Annotated in this window: 19 protein-coding genes and 1 pseudogene; 10 read left to right on the forward strand and 10 right to left on the reverse strand. The window is 59.7% G+C overall.

Features of this window, described 5'->3' with window-relative positions:
- The first annotated feature begins 221 nt into the window (after positions 1-221).
- Both KGB28_RS22130 and bfr read left to right on the forward strand, forming a co-directional pair.
- Positions 222-440: a bacterioferritin-associated ferredoxin gene (locus KGB28_RS22130; RefSeq protein ID WP_095943830.1), complete on the forward strand. Its 219-nt coding sequence runs from the start codon at positions 222-224 to the stop codon at positions 438-440.
- A gap of 198 nt (positions 441-638) precedes the next feature.
- Positions 639-1115: a bacterioferritin gene (gene bfr, locus KGB28_RS22135; RefSeq protein WP_223447882.1), complete on the forward strand. Its 477-nt coding sequence runs from the start codon at positions 639-641 to the stop codon at positions 1113-1115.
- Positions 1116-1298: 183 nt separating this feature from the next.
- Here bfr and grxD read toward each other — a convergent pair whose 3' ends face one another.
- Both grxD and KGB28_RS22145 read right to left on the reverse strand, forming a co-directional pair.
- Positions 1299-1640 (reverse strand): Grx4 family monothiol glutaredoxin, encoded by a 342-nt coding sequence (gene grxD, locus KGB28_RS22140; RefSeq protein WP_007971318.1) that lies wholly within the window; start codon positions 1638-1640, stop codon positions 1299-1301.
- Positions 1641-1737: 97 nt separating this feature from the next.
- A complete protein-coding gene (locus KGB28_RS22145) occupies positions 1738-3846 on the reverse strand; it encodes a molybdopterin oxidoreductase family protein (protein WP_223447883.1) in 2109 nt (702 codons plus the stop codon).
- A 560-nt stretch (positions 3847-4406) separates the two neighbouring features.
- Between KGB28_RS22145 and argF the strand changes: the two genes are divergently transcribed.
- Both argF and KGB28_RS22155 read left to right on the forward strand, forming a co-directional pair.
- A complete protein-coding gene (gene argF / locus KGB28_RS22150) occupies positions 4407-5327 on the forward strand; it encodes an ornithine carbamoyltransferase (RefSeq protein ID WP_223447884.1) in 921 nt (306 codons plus the stop codon).
- Entirely contained in the window at positions 5324-6433 is a 1110-nt protein-coding gene (locus KGB28_RS22155; RefSeq protein WP_223447885.1) for an ABC transporter ATP-binding protein, read from the forward strand. Before argF ends, KGB28_RS22155 begins: the two co-directional genes overlap by 4 nt.
- A 116-nt stretch (positions 6434-6549) precedes the next feature.
- Here the strand turns inward: KGB28_RS22155 and KGB28_RS22160 are convergent, their stop codons facing one another.
- From KGB28_RS22160 to KGB28_RS22170, 3 genes are all read right to left on the reverse strand, one after another.
- On the reverse strand, positions 6550-7332 hold the full coding sequence (locus KGB28_RS22160) for a PhzF family phenazine biosynthesis protein (RefSeq protein WP_223447886.1): 783 nt from the start codon (positions 7330-7332) through the stop codon (positions 6550-6552).
- Positions 7333-7438: 106 nt separating this feature from the next.
- Entirely contained in the window at positions 7439-7909 is a 471-nt protein-coding gene (gene ybaK, locus KGB28_RS22165) for a Cys-tRNA(Pro) deacylase (RefSeq protein ID WP_007971306.1), read from the reverse strand.
- A gap of 131 nt (positions 7910-8040) precedes the next feature.
- Positions 8041-8427, reverse strand: coding sequence for a hypothetical protein (locus tag KGB28_RS22170; protein ID WP_223447895.1), 387 nt, complete (start codon positions 8425-8427; stop codon positions 8041-8043).
- Between KGB28_RS22170 and KGB28_RS22175 the strand changes: the two genes are divergently transcribed.
- The 4 genes from KGB28_RS22175 (at position 8312) to glpD (ending at position 13373) form a co-directional block, all read left to right on the forward strand.
- Complete coding sequence (locus KGB28_RS22175) at positions 8312-9109, forward strand: MIP/aquaporin family protein (RefSeq protein WP_223447894.1); 798 nt, start codon at positions 8312-8314, stop codon at positions 9107-9109. The genes KGB28_RS22170 and KGB28_RS22175 overlap by 116 nt on opposite strands.
- A 74-nt stretch (positions 9110-9183) precedes the next feature.
- Entirely contained in the window at positions 9184-10689 is a 1506-nt protein-coding gene (glpK, locus tag KGB28_RS22180) for a glycerol kinase GlpK (RefSeq protein WP_223447887.1), read from the forward strand.
- Between the two features lie 95 nt (positions 10690-10784).
- Entirely contained in the window at positions 10785-11540 is a 756-nt protein-coding gene (locus KGB28_RS22185) for a DeoR family transcriptional regulator (RefSeq protein ID WP_223447888.1), read from the forward strand.
- A 294-nt stretch (positions 11541-11834) separates the two neighbouring features.
- Entirely contained in the window at positions 11835-13373 is a 1539-nt protein-coding gene (glpD, locus tag KGB28_RS22190; protein WP_223447889.1) for a glycerol-3-phosphate dehydrogenase, read from the forward strand.
- A 67-nt stretch (positions 13374-13440) separates the two neighbouring features.
- Here the strand turns inward: glpD and KGB28_RS22195 are convergent, their stop codons facing one another.
- From KGB28_RS22195 to KGB28_RS22205, 3 genes are all read right to left on the reverse strand, one after another.
- Positions 13441-14547, reverse strand: coding sequence for an NADH:flavin oxidoreductase/NADH oxidase (locus KGB28_RS22195; RefSeq protein ID WP_223447890.1), 1107 nt, complete (start codon positions 14545-14547; stop codon positions 13441-13443).
- A 291-nt stretch (positions 14548-14838) separates the two neighbouring features.
- Positions 14839-16548: a single-stranded-DNA-specific exonuclease RecJ gene (gene recJ, locus KGB28_RS22200; RefSeq protein ID WP_223447891.1), complete on the reverse strand. Its 1710-nt coding sequence runs from the start codon at positions 16546-16548 to the stop codon at positions 14839-14841.
- 66 nt (positions 16549-16614) lie between these two features.
- A complete protein-coding gene (locus KGB28_RS22205) occupies positions 16615-17157 on the reverse strand; it encodes a YaeQ family protein (RefSeq protein WP_007971297.1) in 543 nt (180 codons plus the stop codon).
- A gap of 147 nt (positions 17158-17304) precedes the next feature.
- Between KGB28_RS22205 and KGB28_RS22210 the strand changes: the two genes are divergently transcribed.
- Positions 17305-18504, forward strand: a complete 1200-nt coding sequence (locus tag KGB28_RS22210; protein WP_150759557.1) for a CaiB/BaiF CoA transferase family protein — start codon at positions 17305-17307, stop codon at positions 18502-18504.
- Positions 18458-19427 (forward strand): annotated as a pseudogene (locus tag KGB28_RS22215) (TIGR02285 family protein). The gene KGB28_RS22210 and the pseudogene KGB28_RS22215 overlap by 47 nt, the downstream one beginning before the upstream one ends.
- A gap of 169 nt (positions 19428-19596) precedes the next feature.
- Here KGB28_RS22215 and KGB28_RS22220 read toward each other — a convergent pair.
- Both KGB28_RS22220 and KGB28_RS22225 read right to left on the reverse strand, forming a co-directional pair.
- A complete protein-coding gene (locus KGB28_RS22220) occupies positions 19597-19884 on the reverse strand; it encodes a DUF3509 domain-containing protein (RefSeq protein WP_223447892.1) in 288 nt (95 codons plus the stop codon).
- A gap of 161 nt (positions 19885-20045) precedes the next feature.
- The coding region (locus KGB28_RS22225) for a PAS domain-containing protein (RefSeq protein WP_223447893.1) at positions 20046-20938 on the reverse strand (893 nt) is incomplete at its 5' end.

Consider the following 20938-nt stretch of genomic DNA (forward strand, 5'->3'; position numbering starts at 1 on the left):
CAAAAGACCGGCCATCATACACCGCGTGTTTGAGCTGGCTTAGCTGTTTTTTCCCCGTACGATGAAATCCCCGACGGTTTTATATCACCGATTTGCCAGGCCGACCGTTCGTCAGCCATACCCGCTTATGGCGAAAAGTGCTCTGAAACCACTTTGACAATCATTCTCGTTAACATTAAGATCCATCGCAATTGAGTCACAATCAGCGACGGACCTTCCTTATGTATGTTTGCCTCTGCACTGGCGTCACCGACGGTCAAATCCGCGATGCGATCTATGAAGGATGCTGCAGCTACAAGGAAGTCCGTGTGGCTACCGGCGTTGCCAGTCAGTGCGGCAAATGTGCCTGCCTCGCCAAGGAAGTGGTCCGCGAGACCCTGACCAAACTGCAATCGGCCCAGGCTGCAATTCCTTTTCCAGCAGAATTTACAGCCGCTTAAATATCGAATTTCAAAGAACCGGACATATGTCCGGTTTTTTTATGCCTCAAAATCAACTAGTTATGCTCTAGACGCGGAACACAAACATTCTTATTCCGATTAATTTTCATTTAAGTTTCAATAACTTAGGTTTGACACTATTAAATACCCGGCTCAAACTCTGCTCTATTGACAGCTAATACAGGGCAGGACCCCATCATGAAAGGCGACGTTACAGTCATCCAGCATCTCAACAAGATCCTTGCCAATGAGCTGGTCGCGATCAATCAATATTTCCTGCATGCGCGCATGTATGAAGATTGGGGCCTGAACAAGCTCGGCAAGCACGAATACCACGAATCCATCGACGAGATGAAGCACGCGGACAAGCTGATCAAGCGCATCCTGTTCCTTGAAGGCCTGCCGAACGTCCAGGATCTGGGCAAGCTGCACATCGGCGAGCACACCAAGGAAATGCTGGAGTGCGACCTGCGTATCGAGAAAATCGGCCATGCCGATCTGAAAGTAGCCATCGCACATTGCGAAACAGTTGGCGACTTCGGTAGCCGTGAACTGCTTGAAGATATTCTCGAGTCCGAAGAAGAACATATTGACTGGCTGGAAACCCAGTTGGGCCTGATCGATAAAGTGGGTCTTGAGAACTACCTGCAATCGCAGATGGGCGAAGACGAGTAAGTTCTACGCCATTAATCTCGATGCAATAAAAAGCCCCGCCCTCTTTCGAGTGGCGGGGCTTTTTTTATGCCACTGGCCGAAATCCCTGTGGGAGCGAGCCCGCTCGCGAAGGGGTCGTGTCAGTCAACATCTCAGTTACTGGCAGACCGCATTCGCGAGCAGGCTCGCTCCCACAAAAGCGAATCAGGCTTCGGTCTTTGGAGCAGCGGCCTTGGCAGCGGCGTCCTTGATCAGGCTCTGCAGCGAACCATCAGCAGCCATTTCAGTCATGATGTCGCTACCGCCGACCAGCTCACCGGCAACCCACAGTTGCGGAAAAGTTGGCCAGTTGGCGTATTTTGGCAGGTTGGCGCGGATTTCCGGGTTCTGCAGGATGTCCACGTACGCAAACTTTTCGCCACACGCCATCACGGCCTGCGCGGCTTTCGCGGAGAAGCCGCACTGCGGGGCATTCGGCGAGCCTTTCATGTAAAGCAGAATGGTGTTGTTGGCAATCTGCTCTTTAATCGTTTCGATGATATCCATGGAGCACCTCGGCTGAACTTTCCGACTCATGGGTCGGCACGGTGGCGCATTGTAACGGAAAGCCGAGCACCCTGCTCGGTCTCTCCGTCAGACTGATTCAAGCCGCCGCCACGGTCACTGGCACGCCATTGAGTGCGGCATTTCCCGACAACTCGTCAAGCTGGCAGTCGTCGGTCAGGTCGTTGGCGCTCGAGCCCGGCTGGCTGCTGGCAATCGTCATTTGCACGCCCGGCCGCGCGTGACCCCAGCCGTGAGGCAGGCTGACCACGCCTTTCATCATGTCCAGACTGCCAAGCACTTCGACTTCGATCACCCCCACCCGCGAGCTGACCCGAACGCGCTGCCCGTCACTGAGCCCGCGACTGGCCAGATCGTCCGGATGCATCAGCAACTGGTGACGTGGCTTGCCTTTCACCAACCGATGATAGTTATGCATCCATGAGTTGTTGCTGCGGACATGCCGGCGGCCAATCATCAACAACTCGTCGGCGGCCGGCGCCTGCAAGGCTGCGAAGCGCGCCAGGTCAGCGAGAATCGCGGCCGGGGCGGCCTGGATGCGTTGATTGGCAGTCTTCAGGCGTGGTGCCAGGTTAGGCTTGAGCGCGCCCAGATCGACGCCATGGGGATGATCGAACAAAGTCGCCAACGACAGCTTGTGCTCTGAATTGTCGCCGTACATTCCCATGCGCAGGCCGCGATCGATCATTTGCGCAGGAGCGATGGTGGGCTTCAGCTCTTTGCCGGTCCTGGCGGCAAATGCCTTGGCCAGGCCGACGAAAATTTCCCAGTCGTGCAATGCACCTTCGGGCTTGGCGAGGATGGCGCGGTTGAAACGGCTGACGTTGCGCACTGCAAACAGATTGAACGTGGTGTCGTAATGGTCGTTTTCCAGCGCCGATGTCGACGGCAGGATCAGGTCGGCGTAACGCGTGGTTTCATTGATGTACAGGTCGATACTGACCATGAACTCCAGCCCGTCCAGCGCCTGCTCGAGCTTTCGGCCATTGGGCGTGGACAGCACCGGATTGCCAGCCACGGTGATCAACGCGCGGACTTGCCCTTCCCCTTCAGTGAGCATCTCTTCGGCCAGCGCCGAGACAGGCAGTTCTCCGGCGTACTCCGGGCGCCCGGAAACCCGGCTCTGCCACAGATTGAAATGCCCGCCCGAAGTCGTTGCCACCAGATCCACCGCCGGTTCCGTGCACAAGGCACCACCCACGCGATCGAGATTGCCGGTGACCAGATTGATCAACTGCACCACCCAGTGGCACAGCGTACCGAAGGCCTGGGTCGAAACGCCCATGCGGCCATAGCAGACTGCACTCGGTGCCGCGGCGAAGTCCCGCGCCAACTGGCGGATCTGTTCGGCCGGTACGGCGCACAACGGGCTCATGGCCTCGGCGGTGAACGGCGCGACGGCCTCCCGTACTTCCTCCAGGCCGTCCACCGGCAAATGGCTGTCGCGGGTCAGAGCTTCAGCAAACAAGGTATTGAGCATGCCGAACAACAGCGCGGCATCACCACCCGGGCGCACGAACAGATGCTGATCGGCAATCGCCGCCGTCTCACTACGGCGCGGATCGACCACCACCACTTTGCCGCCCTTGGCCTGTATCGCCTTCAAGCGTTTTTCCACATCCGGCACGGTCATGATGCTGCCGTTCGAAGCCAGCGGATTGCCGCCCAGGATCAGCATGAAATCGGTGTGATCGATGTCCGGGATCGGCAGCAGCAAACCATGGCCGTACATCAAATGACTGGTCAGGTGATGGGGCAATTGATCGACCGACGTCGCGGAAAACCGGTTGCGGGTTTTCAACAGGCCGAGGAAGTAATTGCTGTGGGTCATCAACCCGTAATTGTGCACGCTCGGGTTGCCCTGATAGACCGCCACGGCGTTTTGCCCGTGACGCTCCTGAATGGCGGCGAGGCGTTCGGCGACCAGATTGAATGCCGCTTCCCACTCGATCGGCTGCCACTCATTGCCCACCCGCTGCATCGGCTGATGCAGGCGATCCGGATCGTTCTGAATGTCTTGCAGGGCCACGGCCTTGGGGCAGATGTGCCCACGGCTGAACGTATCCTGGGGGTCGCCCTTGATCGAAGTGATCTGGACGTTACCGCCTTCGACCCTGGTGGTTTCGATGGTCAGGCCACAGATGGCTTCGCACAAATGGCACGCACGGTGATGGAGAGTCTTGGTCATGGCCAGTTTCTGTCTTGTCATGGGCGGGCAGCGTTGGCCGCGGAAACAAAACTATGGCGCCAGACCCGACTGCGCGCCAGCGACGTTCGTCTTGTGAATCGAGGGTTATCAGGCCAGCCGATGGCCGCCGGAGTTCAGTTCGAAGGCAGCCTGGGTGGCACCTGAAAATGGATGTCCTGAAGGGTTTCAATCGGCCCGAGGGGCCATGCACGCTGGTCAGTTCGACGATCCGTCGAGCCCGGCGCTGATGAATGACAGGTCAGAAACCGACTGTCAGCGCACCATTGCCGCCCAGCCTGATTGCCAAGCCCCGAGAGGCCGGTGTACAAATGAACCGCTGCTATCAGGAAACAGGCTTCAAAAGCGCTACCTCGGTGAACCCGTAGCCCCTCTGAAACTCCCTAAAAACTGTAGCCCTATTGGTAAGACGCGACATTTAATTATAAGATCGCGCCTTCCCCTATTTCGTCGCCCCGTGCGGCTTACGCCGCAGGTCTCGCCCGTTGTTCCGTTAAACAAGGCTTTGAGCATCTGCGGTTTGTAGCAAAAGGTAGTCAATGATGAGCGCAAGGCACTTTCTCTCCCTGATGGATTGCACGCCCGAAGAGCTGGTCAGCGTGATCCGTCGAGGCGTTGAGCTCAAGGACCTGCGTAACCGCGGCGTACTGTTCGAGCCTCTGAAAAACCGCGTCCTGGGGATGATTTTCGAGAAGTCCTCGACCCGTACCCGGATCTCCTTCGAGGCCGGCATGATCCAGCTCGGCGGCCAGGCGATCTTCCTGTCGCCCCGTGACACCCAACTGGGCCGTGGCGAGCCGATCGGCGACGCCGCCATTGTCATGTCGAGCATGCTCGACGCTGTAATGATCCGTACGTTTTCCCACAGCACTCTGACCGAATTCGCCGCCAATTCGCGCGTTCCGCTGATCAATGGCCTGTCCGACGACCTGCACCCTTGCCAGTTGCTGGCGGACATGCAGACCTTCCTCGAACACCGCGGCTCCATCCAGGGCAAGTCCGTGGCCTGGATCGGCGACGGCAACAACATGTGCAACAGCTATATAGAGGCGGCGATCCAGTTCGACTTCCAGTTGCGCGTTGCCTGCCCTGAAGGCTACGAACCCAACCCGGTGTTCCTGGCCAAGGCCGGCGATCGGGTCACCATCGTTCGCGACCCGAAGGAAGCCGTGCGTGGCGCACACCTGGTGAGCACCGACGTCTGGACCTCCATGGGCCAGGAAGAGGAAACCGCCAAGCGCCTGCAACTGTTCGCACCGTATCAGGTCAACCGCGCCCTGCTCGACCTGGCTGCTGACGACGTACTGTTCATGCACTGCCTGCCGGCGCACCGTGGTGAGGAAATCAGCGTCGACCTGCTCGACGACCCGCGCTCGGTGGCCTGGGATCAAGCCGAAAACCGTCTGCACGCGCAAAAGGCCTTGCTCGAATTCCTCGTTCCGCCTTCGTACCACCACGCATGAGCCAGCCATTACTGCTCAACCTGCGCAACCTCGCCTGCGGCTATCAAGACCAACGCGTGGTGCAGAACCTCAACCTGCACCTCAACGCAGGCGACATCGGTTGCCTGCTGGGCTCTTCAGGCTGCGGCAAGACCACCACCCTGCGGGCGATTGCCGGTTTCGAACCGGTTCACGAAGGCGAAATCCAGCTGGCTGGCGAGACCATCTCCAGCGCCGGTTTCACCCTCGCTCCGGAGAAACGTCGCATCGGCATGGTGTTCCAGGACTACGCGCTGTTTCCGCATTTGAGCGTGGCCGACAACATCGCCTTCGGCATTCGCAAGCATCCGCAAAAGGATCGCGTGACTGAAGAGCTGCTGGAACTGGTCAACCTGAAGAACCTCGGCAAGCGCTTCCCCCACGAACTTTCCGGTGGGCAGCAGCAACGTGTCGCCCTGGCCCGCGCCTTGGCGCCGGAACCGCAACTGCTGTTGCTCGACGAACCGTTCTCCAACCTCGATGGCGAATTGCGCCGCAAGCTCAGCCATGAAGTACGCGACATCCTCAAGGCCCGTGGCACCAGCGCGATTCTGGTGACTCACGACCAGGAAGAAGCCTTCGCGGTCAGCGACCACGTTGGGGTGTTCAAGGAAGGTCGCCTGGAACAGTGGGATACGCCCTACAACCTGTATCACGAACCGCTGACACCCTTCGTGGCGAGTTTCATCGGCCAGGGCTATTTCATTCGCGGCCAGTTGAGCAGCCCCGAATCGGTGCAGACCGAGCTGGGTGAGTTGCGCGGCAATCGGGCCTACACCTGGCCGGTAGGCGGCGCCGTGGACGTACTGCTGCGCCCGGACGATATCGTCTATGCGCCGGACAGCGCACTGAAGGCGCGAATTGCCGGCAAGACGTTCCTGGGTGCATCGACCCTGTATCGCTTGCAACTGCCGACAGGCGCACAACTGGAGTCGATTTTCCCGAGCCATGTCGATCGTCAGGTTGGGGCGGATGTGGGTATTCGTGTCGCGGCTGAACACCTGGTGTTGTTCCAGGCGTCAGGCAGCACCGCGGCGCAGATTCCGGCGGCTGAATCCGGTGTCCGCCGCTACAGCACCGCTAACTGACAAACATGGATTAAATGTGGGAGCGGGCTTGCTCGCGAAGGCGGAGTGTCAGTCGATGATGATGTTAACTGACTGTCCGTCTTCGCGAGCAAGCTCGCTCCCACACTGGATTTGCGTCAGCCCAACATCAGCGTTCCACTCGCCACGAGCGTCGCGTTCCCACCGATCTTCACCCGATCGCCTTCCAGTCGACAGAACAATTCCCCACCCCGCGCCGAACGCTGAAAAGCCGTCAGGCTCGACTTGCCCAAACGCTTTGACCAGTACGGAATCAGAAGACAATGGGTCGATCCGGTCACCGGGTCTTCATTGATGCCGATTGCCGGGGCGAAGTAGCGGGAAACGAAATCGTGCTGCTCGCCCCGCGCCGTCACGATGGCGCCCAACCATGGCAGTTTCGCCAGGGCCACCATGTCCGGCTTGCAGTCGAGCACGGCTTGCTCCGACTCCAGCACCACGAACAGCTCATTCGAAGCCAGTACCTCGACAGCCTTCACGCCCAGTGCACGCTCGATGTCCGAGATCACGTTCACCGGCGACGCAGTGATCGCCGGGAAGTCCAGCCACAGGCCTGCGCCCTCCCGCGTCACGCTCAACGGGCCGGACTTGCAGGTGAAGTCCAGTCGTTCGACGGGCTCTTTATAGATCTCAAACAGCACATAGGCGCTAGCCAGCGTCGCGTGACCACACAATGGCACCTCGGTGGTCGGCGTAAACCAGCGGATGTGCCAGCCCTGCCCTTCACGTACGACAAACGCCGTTTCGGCGAGGTTGTGTTCGGCGGCAATCTTTTGCATCAACTCATCGGCGAGCCAGGTATCGAGCCGATAGACCATCGCCGGATTACCGCTGAATGGTTGATTGCTGAACGCGTCGACCTGATGAAACTCCAGTTGCATAACCTTCTCCCTTTGTCAGACCGCTGAGCATGCCGCGCTGGCCCAGCCGGCGCCAGTGACAGAGCAGGCTGATTTTCACCATACAGCGCTGCACCTGCTTCGACGCTCACGCACGGCCGATATCGGCAAACTTCGCCTGGGTGTGTTCGGCCAGCACGGCCGGCGCCAGTTCGACTTCCAGTCCACGTCGGCCCGCACTGACAAAAATGCTGGCAAAAGGCTGGGCCGAATTATCAATGAAAGTACGCAAACGCTTTTTCTGCCCCAGCGGGCTGATCCCGCCCAACAGATAACCAGTGGAGCGCTGCGCCGCCGCCGGGTCGGCCATTTCGACCTTCTTCACGCCCGCGGCGTGGGCCAGCCCTTTCAAGTCCAGGCTGCCGACAACCGGCACCACGGCCACCAGCAACTCGCCCTTTTCGCTGGCCGCCAGCAAAGTCTTGAACACCTGCGCCGGATCGAGCCCGAGTTTTTCCGCCGCTTCCAACCCGTAGGAGGCGGCCTTGGGGTCATGTTCGTAACTGTGTACGCGATGTTCGGCCCGAACCTTTTTCAACAAATCCAATGCGGGGGTCATGACAGCTCCAGACTGGGCGGCAGAAGAAAAATACTGCGCCGGATTCTAGGACATTGATCGTTAAAAGGCTCTACGGCGGCGCATCCATAACGCCATTGCCTGGCCATCCCATTGCGCAATGACTCATTCATTCATGCAACGAATGGTTTTTTTGTGACCGACGGTTCACTTTCGACCTTTGACAGCAGCGTTTCTTGTCTATATTTTTTCGTTTGTGAAACTGTACGAAACGTCCTACCGCTGCACCCAGCAGTAAACCGCGACCAGGATGGGGATCCTGCCTCGGCGAAAAACGCGCTCCGACCATGATGGAAAAAAGCGCCAGACAACAAAAAAAATGAGGTTTCAATGACAACTGCTTTACAACAACCGTCGCTCTCGAGCCAATGCATGGCCGAGTTTCTGGGTACAGCGCTGCTGATCTTTTTTGGTACAGGTTGTGTTGCCGCGCTCAAGGTCGCGGGTGCCAGCTTTGGCTTGTGGGAAATCAGCGTTATCTGGGGTGTCGGCGTCAGCATGGCGATCTACCTCACCGCCGGAGTTTCCGGTGCGCATCTGAACCCTGCCGTCAGCATTGCCCTGAGCATTTTCGCGGACTTCGAAAAACGTAAATTGCCTTTCTACGTACTCGCCCAAGTGGCGGGGGCCTTCTGTGGGGCGCTGTTGGTTTACACGCTCTACAGCAATCTATTCTTCGAATTCGAACAAACGCACCACATGGTACGCGGCACTCAAGCCAGCCTTGAATTGGCCTCCGTGTTCTCCACCTTTCCGAATCCTGTGCTGACCACCGCCCAGGCATTTCTGGTCGAGGTGATCATCACGGCCATCCTGATGGGCGTGATCATGTCCCTGACCGATGACAACAATGGTCTGCCCAAAGGCCCGCTGGCACCGCTGCTGATCGGCCTGCTGATTGCGGTGATCGGCAGTTCGATGGGACCGCTGACCGGTTTTGCCATGAACCCTGCGCGGGACTTCGGTCCTAAACTGATGACTTTCTTCGCTGGCTGGGGTGAAATTTCCTTCACTGGCGGACGCGATATTCCGTATTTCCTGATTCCTGTTTTTGCACCGATTGTCGGTGCCTGCCTCGGTGCTACAGCCTATCGCGGGTTGATTGCCCGCCATCTGCCCAGCGCCGTACCTGCTACAAAGGATGCAACAGCTGCCATTGACGGCAAACCCAGAACTTCTTGATACCGTTGGCGCGTGCCCCTGCCCTTTGATCGCGCGCCAGACCTCACTCCCTTATTTCGTCCAAGGCAATCGACATGACCGACACACAGAATAAGAACTACATCATTGCCCTCGATCAGGGTACGACCAGCTCCCGCGCGATCATTTTCGACCGCGACGCAAACGTGGTCTGCACCGCCCAACGGGAGTTCGCCCAGCATTACCCGCAAGCCGGCTGGGTTGAACATGACCCAATGGAAATTTTTGCCACTCAAAGCGCCGTGATGGTCGAGGCCCTGGCACAAGCCGGCCTGCACCACGACCAGGTGGCCGCGATCGGTATCACCAACCAGCGCGAAACCACCGTAGTCTGGGACAAGAACACCGGCCGCCCGATCTACAACGCGATCGTCTGGCAGTGCCGACGCAGCACCGAGATCTGCCAGCAGCTCAAGCGCGATGGCCACGAGCAATACATCAGCGACACTACCGGCCTGGTCACCGACCCATATTTCTCCGGCACCAAGCTGAAGTGGATCCTCGACAACGTCGAAGGCAGCCGCGAGCGCGCGCGTAACGGTGAGCTGTTGTTCGGCACCGTCGACAGCTGGCTGATCTGGAAATTTACCGGCGGCAAGGTGCATGTCACCGACTACACCAACGCTTCGCGCACCATGCTCTTCAACATCCACACCCTGGAGTGGGACGCGAAGATGCTGGAGGTACTGGATATTCCGCGCGAAATGCTGCCGGAAGTTAAATCGTCCTCGGAGATTTATGGCCGTACCAAAAGCGGTATCGCCATCGGCGGCATCGCTGGCGACCAGCAAGCCGCCCTGTTCGGCCAGATGTGCGTCGAGCCAGGCCAGGCGAAAAACACCTACGGCACTGGCTGCTTCCTGTTGATGAACACCGGCGACAAAGCCGTGAAATCCCAACACGGCATGCTCACTACCATCGCTTGCGGCCCACGTGGCGAAGTGGCTTACGCGCTGGAAGGCGCGGTGTTCAACGGCGGTTCTACCGTGCAGTGGCTGCGTGACGAACTGAAGATCATCAACGACGCCCACGACACCGAATACTTCGCCAACAAGGTCAAGGACAGCAACGGCGTGTATCTGGTGCCAGCCTTCACCGGTCTTGGCGCTCCCTACTGGGACCCGTACGCCCGTGGCGCACTGTTCGGCCTGACCCGCGGTGTCCGCGTGGATCACATCATTCGTGCCGCACTGGAGTCGATTGCCTACCAGACCCGCGACGTGCTCGACGCCATGCAACAGGACTCCGGCGAACGCCTCAAGGCCCTGCGCGTGGATGGCGGCGCGGTGGCCAACAACTTCCTCATGCAGTTCCAGGCCGACATCCTCGGTACGCAGGTCGAGCGCCCGCAAATGCGCGAAACCACGGCACTGGGCGCTGCTTACCTGGCAGGTCTGGCCTGCGGCTTCTGGGGTAGCCTGGAAGAGTTGCGCGGCAAGGCCGTGATCGAACGCCAGTTCGAACCGACGCTGGATGAAACGGCGAAGGAAAAACTCTACGCAGGATGGAAAAAAGCGGTCAGCCGCACCCGTAATTGGGCGGCTGAAGACGAGGCTGAATAAGCGAACTGCAGTCCCCGTATCTGTATGTAACTGGTAGGGAGCGGATTCCTGCGGCATCATGGGCAAATTTTGCACGGCAGCCCAAAGGACGCCCCATGAATCTGCCTCCCCGTCAGCAGCAAATCCTCGAACTGGTCCGCGAACGCGGCTATGTCAGCATCGAGGAAATGGCGACGTTGTTCGTTGTTACCCCGCAGACCATTCGCCGCGACATCAATCAGCTCGCGGAAGCCAATTTGTTGCGTCGCTACCACGGCGGCGCGGCTTACGACTCCAGCGTTGAAAACACCGCCTACGCCATGCGCGCCGATCAGATGCGCGATGAGAAACAGCGTATCGGCGAAGCCATTGCCGCGCAGATTCCCGACCATGCCTCGTTGTTCATCAACATCGGCACGACCACCGAATCCATAGCCCGGGCACTGCTCAATCACAATCACCTGAAGATCATCACCAACAACCTGCACGTCGCCTCCATGCTCAGCGCCAAGGACGATTTCGATGTCCTGCTGACCGGCGGCAACGTGCGGCGCGATGGAGGCGTGGTGGGTCAGGCCAGTGTCGATTTCATCAACCAGTTCAAGGTCGACTTCGCACTGGTCGGCATCAGCGGCATCGATGAAGACGGCAGTCTGCTGGACTTCGACTATCAGGAAGTGCGGGTATCCCAGACGATCATTGCCAATGCCCGGCAAGTGATCCTCGCGGCCGACTCCAGCAAGTTCGGGCGCAACGCCATGATTCGCCTGGGACCGATCAGCCTGGTCGATTGCCTGGTCACCGATCAGCAGCCTTCCCCGGCGCTGGCGCAGTTGTTGAACCAGCACAAGGTTCGGCTGGAAGTCGTTTAACCCCACCATCTCCAGTGCCTACACTGGCGCTATCGCGGGCAAGCCCGCTCCCACAGGTCCCGTGCGATCCTTGTGGGAGCGGGCTTGCCCGCGAAGGCGATCGCACATACAGCATCCCTCTTGCGCCATAACGCGCATCAAAATGTTCGTAAATTTTCCTTTAGCGGCCATTCGATGAGTATTTTCAATCGAAGCTGACTGGCTGTGCGCGTCTTTATGGGCTAGTATTTTCGCAAATGAACATTAATGTTCGAATTCAAATACAGAACATCCAATAATTCCGAGGCCGTGCCGATGCCCACTTCCACCTTGCCTACGCCCCCTCTCGCCGAGGTCTACGATATCGCCGTCATCGGTGGCGGGATCAATGGCGTGGGGATCGCAGCGGATGCCGCCGGCCGTGGTCTCTCGGTGTTCCTTTGTGAAAAGGATGACCTGGCCAGCCATACCTCGTCGGCCAGCAGCAAGCTGATTCACGGCGGCCTGCGCTACCTCGAACATTACGAATTCCGCCTGGTGCGTGAAGCCCTGGCCGAACGCGAAGTGTTGTTGGCCAAGGCTCCGCACATCGTCAAGCAAATGCGTTTCGTGTTGCCGCATCGCCCGCACCTGCGCCCCGCGTGGATGATCCGCGCCGGTCTGTTCCTCTATGACAACCTGGGCAAGCGCGAGCAACTGCAAGGTTCGAAAAGCCTGAAGTTCGGCCCCGACAGCGCGCTCAAAAGCGAGATCGCCAAGGGCTTCGAATACTCCGATTGCTGGGTAGACGACGCGCGCCTGGTGGTGTTGAACGCCATGGCCGCCCGGGAAAAAGGCGCCCACGTTCACACCCAGACCCGCTGCGTCAGCGCACGCCGCGCCAAGGGCCTGTGGCACCTGCACCTGGAACGCGCCGATGGCAGCCTGTTTTCGATCCGCGCCAAGGCATTGGTCAATGCGGCCGGCCCTTGGGTCGCCAAGTTCATCCGCGATGACTTGAAGATGGAATCGCCATACGGCATCCGCCTGATCCAGGGCAGCCACCTGATCGTGCCGAAACTGTACGACGGCGAACACGCGCACATCCTGCAAAACGAAGATCAGCGCATCGTGTTCACCATTCCGTACCTGAATCACTTCACGCTGATCGGCACCACTGACCGCGAGTACACCGGCGATCCGGCGAAAGTGGCAATTACCGACGGCGAAACCGATTACCTGTTGAAGGTGGTCAACGCCCATTTCAAGAAGCAAATCGGCCGCGACGACATCCTGCACAGCTATTCCGGTGTGCGGCCGCTGTGCAACGACGAGTCCGACAACCCGTCGGCCGTGACCCGCGATTACACCCTGGCGCTGTCTGGCACTGGCGAAGAGGCTCCGTTGCTGTCGGTGTTCGGCGGCAAGCTCACGACCTATCGCAAACTGGCCGAGTCGGCGCTGGCGCAACTGGCACCGTACTTCAAGCACATCCAGCCAAGCTGGACCGCCAGCGCCACGCTGCCGGGCGGTGAAGACATGACCACCCCGCAAGCCTTGAGCTCGCGTATCCGCGACAAATTCGACTGGCTACCGAGCGAGATCGCGCGCCGCTGGGCCACCACCTATGGCAGCCGCAGCTGGCGCATGCTCGAAGGCGTACAGGACCTCAGCGATATGGGCGAGCACATCGGCGGCGGTCTCTACACCCGTGAAGTCGACTATCTGTGCAGCGAAGAATGGGCCACCAGCGCCCACGACATCCTCTGGCGTCGGAGCAAGCTCGGCTTGTTCACGACGGCGGCCGAACAGGAAAAGCTCAAGGGCTACCTGAACCAGGTCGAACAGAACCGCAGCAAGATCGAAGCCGCCTGATCGGTCAGCCGCAAAAACAAAAGCCCCTGAATCTCACGATTCAGGGGCTTTTTCTTATCGATGGATTTCAGTCGCGCAAATCCGATTCATGAATCGGCTGCTCACGGTGAGTCGCCCGCTGATATTGCGCCGGCCACACGGCCTTGTGCCCGCCCAGGTCATCGTCCGCGTGCAGCGCCCAGTACGGATCGCGCAACAACTCACGAGCGAGGAAGATGATGTCCGCCTGACAGGTGCGCAGGATGTGCTCGGCCTGGGCCGGTTCGGTGATCATGCCGACCGTACCGGTGGCCATGCCCGACTCCTTGCGCACACGTTCGGCGAAGCGGGTCTGGTAACCCGGCCCTGTGGGAATCTCGGCATTCACCGCCGTCCCGCCCGACGAGACGTCGATCAGGTCGACCCCCAGGGCTTTGAGGCGGCGCGCCAGCTCCACCGTTTCATCGGGGTTCCAGCCGTCTTCTACCCAGTCGGTGGCCGAGACCCGGACAAACACCGGCAACTCTTCAGGCCACACCTCACGCACCGCTTCGGTAACCTGCAGCACCAGCCGAATACGATTTTCGAACGAACCGCCATATTGATCGCGACGCTGATTGCTCAACGGCGACAGGAACTGATGCAGCAGGTAACCATGGGCCGCGTGCACTTCGACCACCTTGAAACCGGCCGTCAGTGAGCGCTTTGCCGCATCGACAAAGGCCTGGATGACCTTGGCGATCTCGCCGTCATCGAGCTGTCTGGGTTGGGTGTGCTGTGGATCGAATGCAATCGGTGAAGGTCCGACTGGCACCCAGCCGCCCTCATCGGGCTTGACGCTGCCATGCTTGCCGAGCCACGGCCGGTAGGTGCTGGCCTTGCGCCCGGCATGGGCCAGCTGAATGCCGGCAACGGCTCCCTGGGCGGTGATGAAGCGGGTGATGCGTTGCAGGGGTTCAATCTGTTCGTCATTCCACAGACCGAGGTCCTCGGCCGTGATACGCCCGTCGGCGGTGACCGCCGTGGCTTCGGTAAACACCAGCCCGGCCCCGCCGACAGCGCGGCTGCCGAGGTGGACCAGGTGCCAGTCATTGGCCAGGCCATCGGCGCTGGAGTACTGGCACATCGGCGATACCGCGATGCGGTTGGGCAGGGTCAATTGGCGAAGGGTAAAGGGTTCAAGCAGCAGACTCATGGGGCACCTCTCGAATCAGTGGGCAGGCTCCAGGTTCTGTTTGAATAGTCGACGAGTGACAGGAAAAAGGTACAACACCCGCCCCCGCGGGCAAAAAATTCGACAAGACGTCACAAGGCCAAAATCAAGCAGTGTTTAGAGCCTAGTCGACATCGACGGATGTCGCCCCCTTGTAGGAGCGAGCTCGCTCGCGATGGACGACAGGACACCGCGGGGTATCAGGTTCCCAGCGCCATCGTTCACGTCCATCGTCGGAACGCCGCCCGGAGCAAGCTCGCTCCTACAGGGGGTTCAACGCGGTTCGATGTGGGCAATCATCAGTTGAACCGTCTCGTTGCCACGAAACTCGTTGAGGTCGAGCTTGTAGGCCAGTTCCACCCACTTGATGGTCGGATTCGGCCAGATGTCGCGGTCGATCCCGAAGGCAATGCCGTCGAGTTTCACCGAGCCACATTCACTTTTGAGCACGACTTTAAGGTGCCGTTCGCCAACGACGCGCTGCTCGACCAACTGGAACACTCCATGAAACAACGGTTCCGGGAAGTGCTGCCCCCAAGGGCCGGCATGCCGCAGGGCACGGGCCAGTTCCAGGTGGAACTCCTCCACCGCCAGGGTACCGTCCGACAACAGGCGGCCAGTCAGGTCTTCTTCGCGCATCTGCCGGCGCACTTCAGTGTCAAAGGCTTCGGCGAACAAAGGGAAATTCGCTTCCGGCAGCGTCAGGCCGGCTGCCATCGCGTGGCCACCATATTTGGTGATCAGATTCGGATGCTGCGCCGCCACCACACTCAAGGCGTCGCGGATGTGAAAGCCCTGGACCGAACGCCCCGAGCCCTTGAGCAGGCCATCCCCGGCATCGGCAAAGGCGATGGTCGGGCGGAAATAGCGCTCTTTCATCCGTGACGCGAGGATACCGATGACACCCTGGTGCCACTCGGGATCGAACAGGCACAAGCCGAACGGCATCGACTCCACCGGCAGATCCTTGAGCTGCGCCAGCGCTTCGCGCTGCATGCCTTGCTCGATGGATTTGCGGTCCTGGTTCATGCCGTCCAATTGAGCAGCCATCTCACGGGCCAGACCTGCGTCTTCGGTCAGCAGGCATTCGATGCCCAGGCTCATGTCGTCCAGGCGCCCTGCGGCGTTCAGGCGCGGGCCGACGATGAACCCCAGATCGGTGGAGGTGATGCGCGCATGATCGCGCTTGGCCACTTCGAGGATCGCCTTGATCCCCGGCCGGGCACGTCCGGCGCGAATCCGTTCCAGGCCCTGATGCACCAGAATCCGGTTGTTGGCATCCAGCGGCACCACGTCGGCCACGCTGCCCAGAGCCACCAGATCGAGCAGTTCGCCGATATTCGGCTGCGGCTTGCTTGTGTACCAGCCCAGCTCGCGCAACCGCGCACGCAGGGCCATCAGCACATAGAAAATCACCCCGACACCGGCCAGTGCCTTGCTCGGAAACTCGCAACCGGGCTGGTTCGGATTGACGATGGCATCGGCCAGTGGCAGCTCGTCACCGGGCAAGTGGTGGTCGGTGACGAGTACCTTGAGCCCGGCCTGTTTCGCCGCTGCCACGCCTTCGACGCTGGAGATGCCGTTGTCGACGGTGATCAGCAAATGCGGCTGACGCTCAAGCGCCACTGCGACGATTTCCGGTGTCAGGCCGTAGCCGTAGTCGAATCGGTTGGGCACCAGGTAATCGACATGTGCCGCCCCCAACAAACGCAGGCCCAGCGTGCCTACGGTGCTGGCCGTCGCGCCGTCGGCATCGAAGTCGCCGACGATCAGAATGCGCTGGCGCTGTTCGAGCGCAGTCACCAACAGATCCACGGCAGCATCGATGCCCTTGAGTTGCTGGAACGGAATCAACCGCGCCAGGCTCTTGTCCAGTTCTGCCTCGGACTGCACGCCCCGCGCCGCGTACAGGCGGGTCAACAGCGGCGGAATATCACCGAGGAATGGCAGGGTGTCGGGCAGCAGGCGAGGTTCGATGCGCATGGGGTGACGGGAGCTTCTCTTCAATACGTAGGATAAAACCGGGTGACGCGCTAAAGCGGCGAAAAATCAGCCGCGCTCACCGGCCAGCCACTGCAACTGGACTTCGTGCTGACCACGGTCGTCGGTGACGAAAATCGTTCCTTCGCTGATCATCACGTCCCACTTGATAACGCGGGGCATGTCTTTGGCCAGGGTTTCCAGGACTTCCTGAGGCACGGCAGCGATGTTGACGTTCTTCAGGTTTTTCACCGCTGGCACCACTTTGCCTTCCCACACGCGCAGGCTGCCATAGGCCAGCAGGCTGGTGCGTTCAGTGCGACGCGAACACCAGGTCAGGCGCTCGGCATCGGGCTGGCCGACTTCGATCCAGTGCAGGACGCGGTCATCCAGGCTTTTTTCCCACAAGGCCGGTTCATCCACTTCCGACAGACCACGGCCGAACGACAGTTGCTCGTTGTACCAGAGGGCGTAGGCCAGCAGGCGCACGGTCATGCGCTCTTCGGTTTCCGAAGGGTGACGGGCGATGGTCTGCTTCACGCTCTCATAGACGCTGCGGTCGAGGTCGGTGAGGTTCAGTTCAAACTTGTAGGTCGTGGACGGCTGGGCCATGAACGGGCTTCTTGATACGAGGAAAGGCGGCAAGTCTAACCGATGCGACGGGCAATCCACGAATCGAACACAATCAAGCTGGAGCGTCGGACAGTCGGCTATGCTAAAACGCTCTATTCGCCCAACCTTCGCCCCACAGGATCCAGCATGCCGTTCACCGCCAAACCGCTTTCCGGTCTGAAAGTCATTGAATTGGGCACCTTGATCGCCGGCCCGTTTGCCTCGCGCATTTGCGCTGAATTCGGTGCCGACGTGATCAAGATCGAATCCCCGGACGGCGGTGATCCATTGCGCAAATGGCGCAAGTTGTATGAAGGCACTTCATTATGGTGGTTCGTCCAGGCCCGCAACAAAAAGTCCCTGACCCTCAATCTCAAGCACCCCGACGGTCAGGCGATCCTGAAACAGCTGCTGGGTGAAGCCGACATCCTGATCGAAAACTTTCGTCCCGGCGTCCTGGAAAAACTCGGCCTGGGCTGGGACGTCCTGCACGCACTGAACCCGAAACTGGTCATGGTGCGGCTGTCGGGTTTCGGCCAGACCGGCCCGATGAAAGACCAGCCCGGCTTTGGCGCGGTCGGTGAATCCATGGGCGGCCTGCGCTACATCACCGGCTTCGAAGACCGGCCACCGGTGCGCACCGGCATTTCCATCGGCGACTCGATTGCCGCGCTCTGGGGCGTGATCGGCGCGTTGATGGCCCTGCGTCATCGCGAAGTCAACGGCGGCCAGGGGCAAGTGGTGGACGTGGCGCTGTACGAAGCCATCTTCGCAATGATGGAAAGCATGGTCCCGGAGTTCGACGTGTTCGGTTTCATCCGCGAACGCACGGGCAATATCATGCCGGGCATCACCCCGTCCTCGATCCACACCAGCGCCGATGGCAAGCACGTGCAGATCGGCGCCAATGGCGACGCGATTTTCAAACGCTTCATGCTGATCATTGGCCGGGAAGACCTGGCCAACGACCCTCTGCTTGCCAGCAACGATGGCCGCGATGCCCGACGCGACGAGATTTATGGCGTCATCGATCGCTGGGTCAACTCGTTGCCGCTCGACACGGTGCTGGCGCAGCTCAATCAGGCCGAGGTGCCGGCCAGCCGGATCTTCAGCGCCGAAGACATGTTCAATGACCCACAGTACCTGGCGCGGGAAATGTTCCTGCAAGCCAAGCTGCCGGACGGCAAAGACTTCAAGATGCCGGGCATTGTGCCGAAACTCTCAGAGACGCCCGGTGAATGTGAATGGGTCGGGCCGCAACTGGGTGAGCACAACGCACAGGTACTCCAGGAACTTGGCTATGACGCGACACAGATCGCACAGTTGCGCAAAGACGGAGCCATCTGAACCGAGGCGCCTGCCTGCATGGGCCCCTAGACACTGCCCGTCGCGCGGCGGGTGGCTACTGTGCGTGTTGGCGACCTTGTTCCTGCTCCTTGAGCCGGTCCCGTCAGCCCTGGCGCAAACCAGGGAAACCCTGATCTGGCTCAAGCGCGACCTGCCGCCGCTGACGATCTTCGACGGGCCGAAAAAGGGCCAGGGCGTTATCGATCAACTGCTTCTGTTGTTGATTGCCGGCATGCCGCAATACCAGCACAGTGTGATGAGGGTCAATCGCGCACGTGGATTGCAAATGCTCCACGAACCGTCCCTCGTCTGCGACGCGGCGCTGAACTGGAGCAAGGAACGGGAACAGTGGATCGCCTTTTCCATCCCGGTCTTCCGCGCCATGAGCAATGGCCTGGCCGTGCGGCGCGTCGACCAGAAAGTGCTGGCACCCTTTATCAAGAACGGCGAAGTGGACCTGGCAGAGCTGCTCGCCAGCGGCAGCGAAAAACTGGGGGGTTATTGCCGAGCGCAATTACGGCGAATACCTCGACGGACTGCTCAAGCAAGCGCCAGCCGACGCGCTGACCGCTCATTACGGTAACGACGCCTTGGGCAGCCTGCTGCAGATGCAGCGCCTGGGACGCTTGCGCCTGCTATTGGGTTATCGCCCGGAAATTCGCTACCAGGCCTCGCTGCAAGGCATTGCCGAGGATGAATTGCAGTTCTATCCGATCCGTGGCACGGGCAAGTACCTGTCCGGTTACATCGGTTGCACCGACACGCCAAAGGGCCGGCAGGCCATTGTCGAGATCAACCAGGTGCTGCGCACCCTTCCCCGCGAACGCCTTGACGAGGCCTACGCCGCCTGGCTGGATCCGGAGAGTCGCAGCGATTACCTGAAAGACACCAAGGCGTTTTTCGACAATCTGGCGCAGCCATGACAAATCCCGGGCAAAAGAAACCCCGAGAAGTGGGGAGACGACTCGGGGTTAAACATGGCCTGCTTGGAGACCAGTAGCAGCAAGCTACAAGCACCGGAGCACAATGCTTGATCCTGCTGTTACAAAGTCTGACTGACCTGGGCGCCGGAAGGTTCCCACAAATATCCGTTCAACTGCGGCTGGCCAGCAGCTTGTCCTGCGCCGCATTACGCAATGCCGCGATGACACAAGGCTCAAGGCGTCCTTCAGCGATCAGCACGTCGCGATGCAAACCGTCGACCACATCCGTCAGCAAGCGTTTGTCTTTCAACTGGACCTGATTGAACTCGCGCTCGACCACCGTCACGCCGATAGCATTCTTCAGGGTTACCCGGTATTCGCCACGAATGCCTGACGGGGTCAGTGTGACCTGATACGGGCTCAGCGCCTCACCGAGCAACAAACTGATACTTTCCATCCCGATCACCACTCAATAGTCCGAAAACAACGTGCCTGGGGCATGCCTACAACAAATGACCGCTGGCCCGAGAAGAAAGTTCTGGATACTGACTGCAGGCGAACCTGCAACCCAGTCAAGAGAGCATGCACGGCGAACATGACAGAGAAAAAACCCAATCATCACGTCTGTCGGGTGCGCCGGGCGATGTCGGCCCATCCCCCCAACAATCCTCGTAGCTGGCCATCGGCCGTGTAAAACGGCACTGTCCACTGGTAGATATCCCTGACACCGTCCTTGAACATCAATTGACGCTCGAAGAAGCGCGTCCTGCGTGTACTCAATTGGGCCAAGAACTCGGCATGCAGCAGTTCCGCGGTTTGTCTGGGCATGACATCGACCTCAATCAACTGCCGCCCCTGCATCCGGTCAAAACGCGTCGACAAGGCGTCCTCATAACTTTTGTTGCACATGATCAAGCGCCCTTGCAGATCTCGGACAAACATCGGGTCAGGCATGGCATCCATCAGGGCATGCTGGAATGCGAGTTGGTCGTGCAGGCTCCTTTGGGCCTCGACCCGCTGCCTGACCACCACCGCCAACCGCCGATTCCAGAGCAGGGACAACAGGCCGAACAGGCTGAGCACAAACATGCCCCAGCAGACCCACTGGTCAATCCGCTGCCAGAGGCCAGGCGGTTGTGGCACGGTAGCGCCACCGAACCATTTCAGGCGAAGGTCGCGCAACTCCTGCGCAGGAAACGCCTCAAGCGCCTTGTTGAGGATACTCAGCAACTGCGGCTGACCTTTGCGCACCACCAGATAATCCGCATCCCATTTGCCCGGCACCACAGCCCCGAGCTGCAACCGGCCCGACGGAAAAAGCCGGGCGCCGATTTCGTTTTCGATGGTGACGTAGGCTTCATCGCTTTCAACCCAGGCACGGGCTTCGGCGTAGGTTTTAACCGAACGCAATTCGATGGATGGATAATCGCGACGGATCACCGCTTCCAGTGCATGCCGGGTCGGCAGCACCAGTACCCGCTTCGCCAGATCCTCCAGCGACTGCACCGACG

The organism is Pseudomonas sp. BF-R-19, from assembly GCF_019956445.1.
GTDB classification, from domain to species: Bacteria; Pseudomonadota; Gammaproteobacteria; order Pseudomonadales; family Pseudomonadaceae; genus Aquipseudomonas; species Aquipseudomonas fluorescens_BH.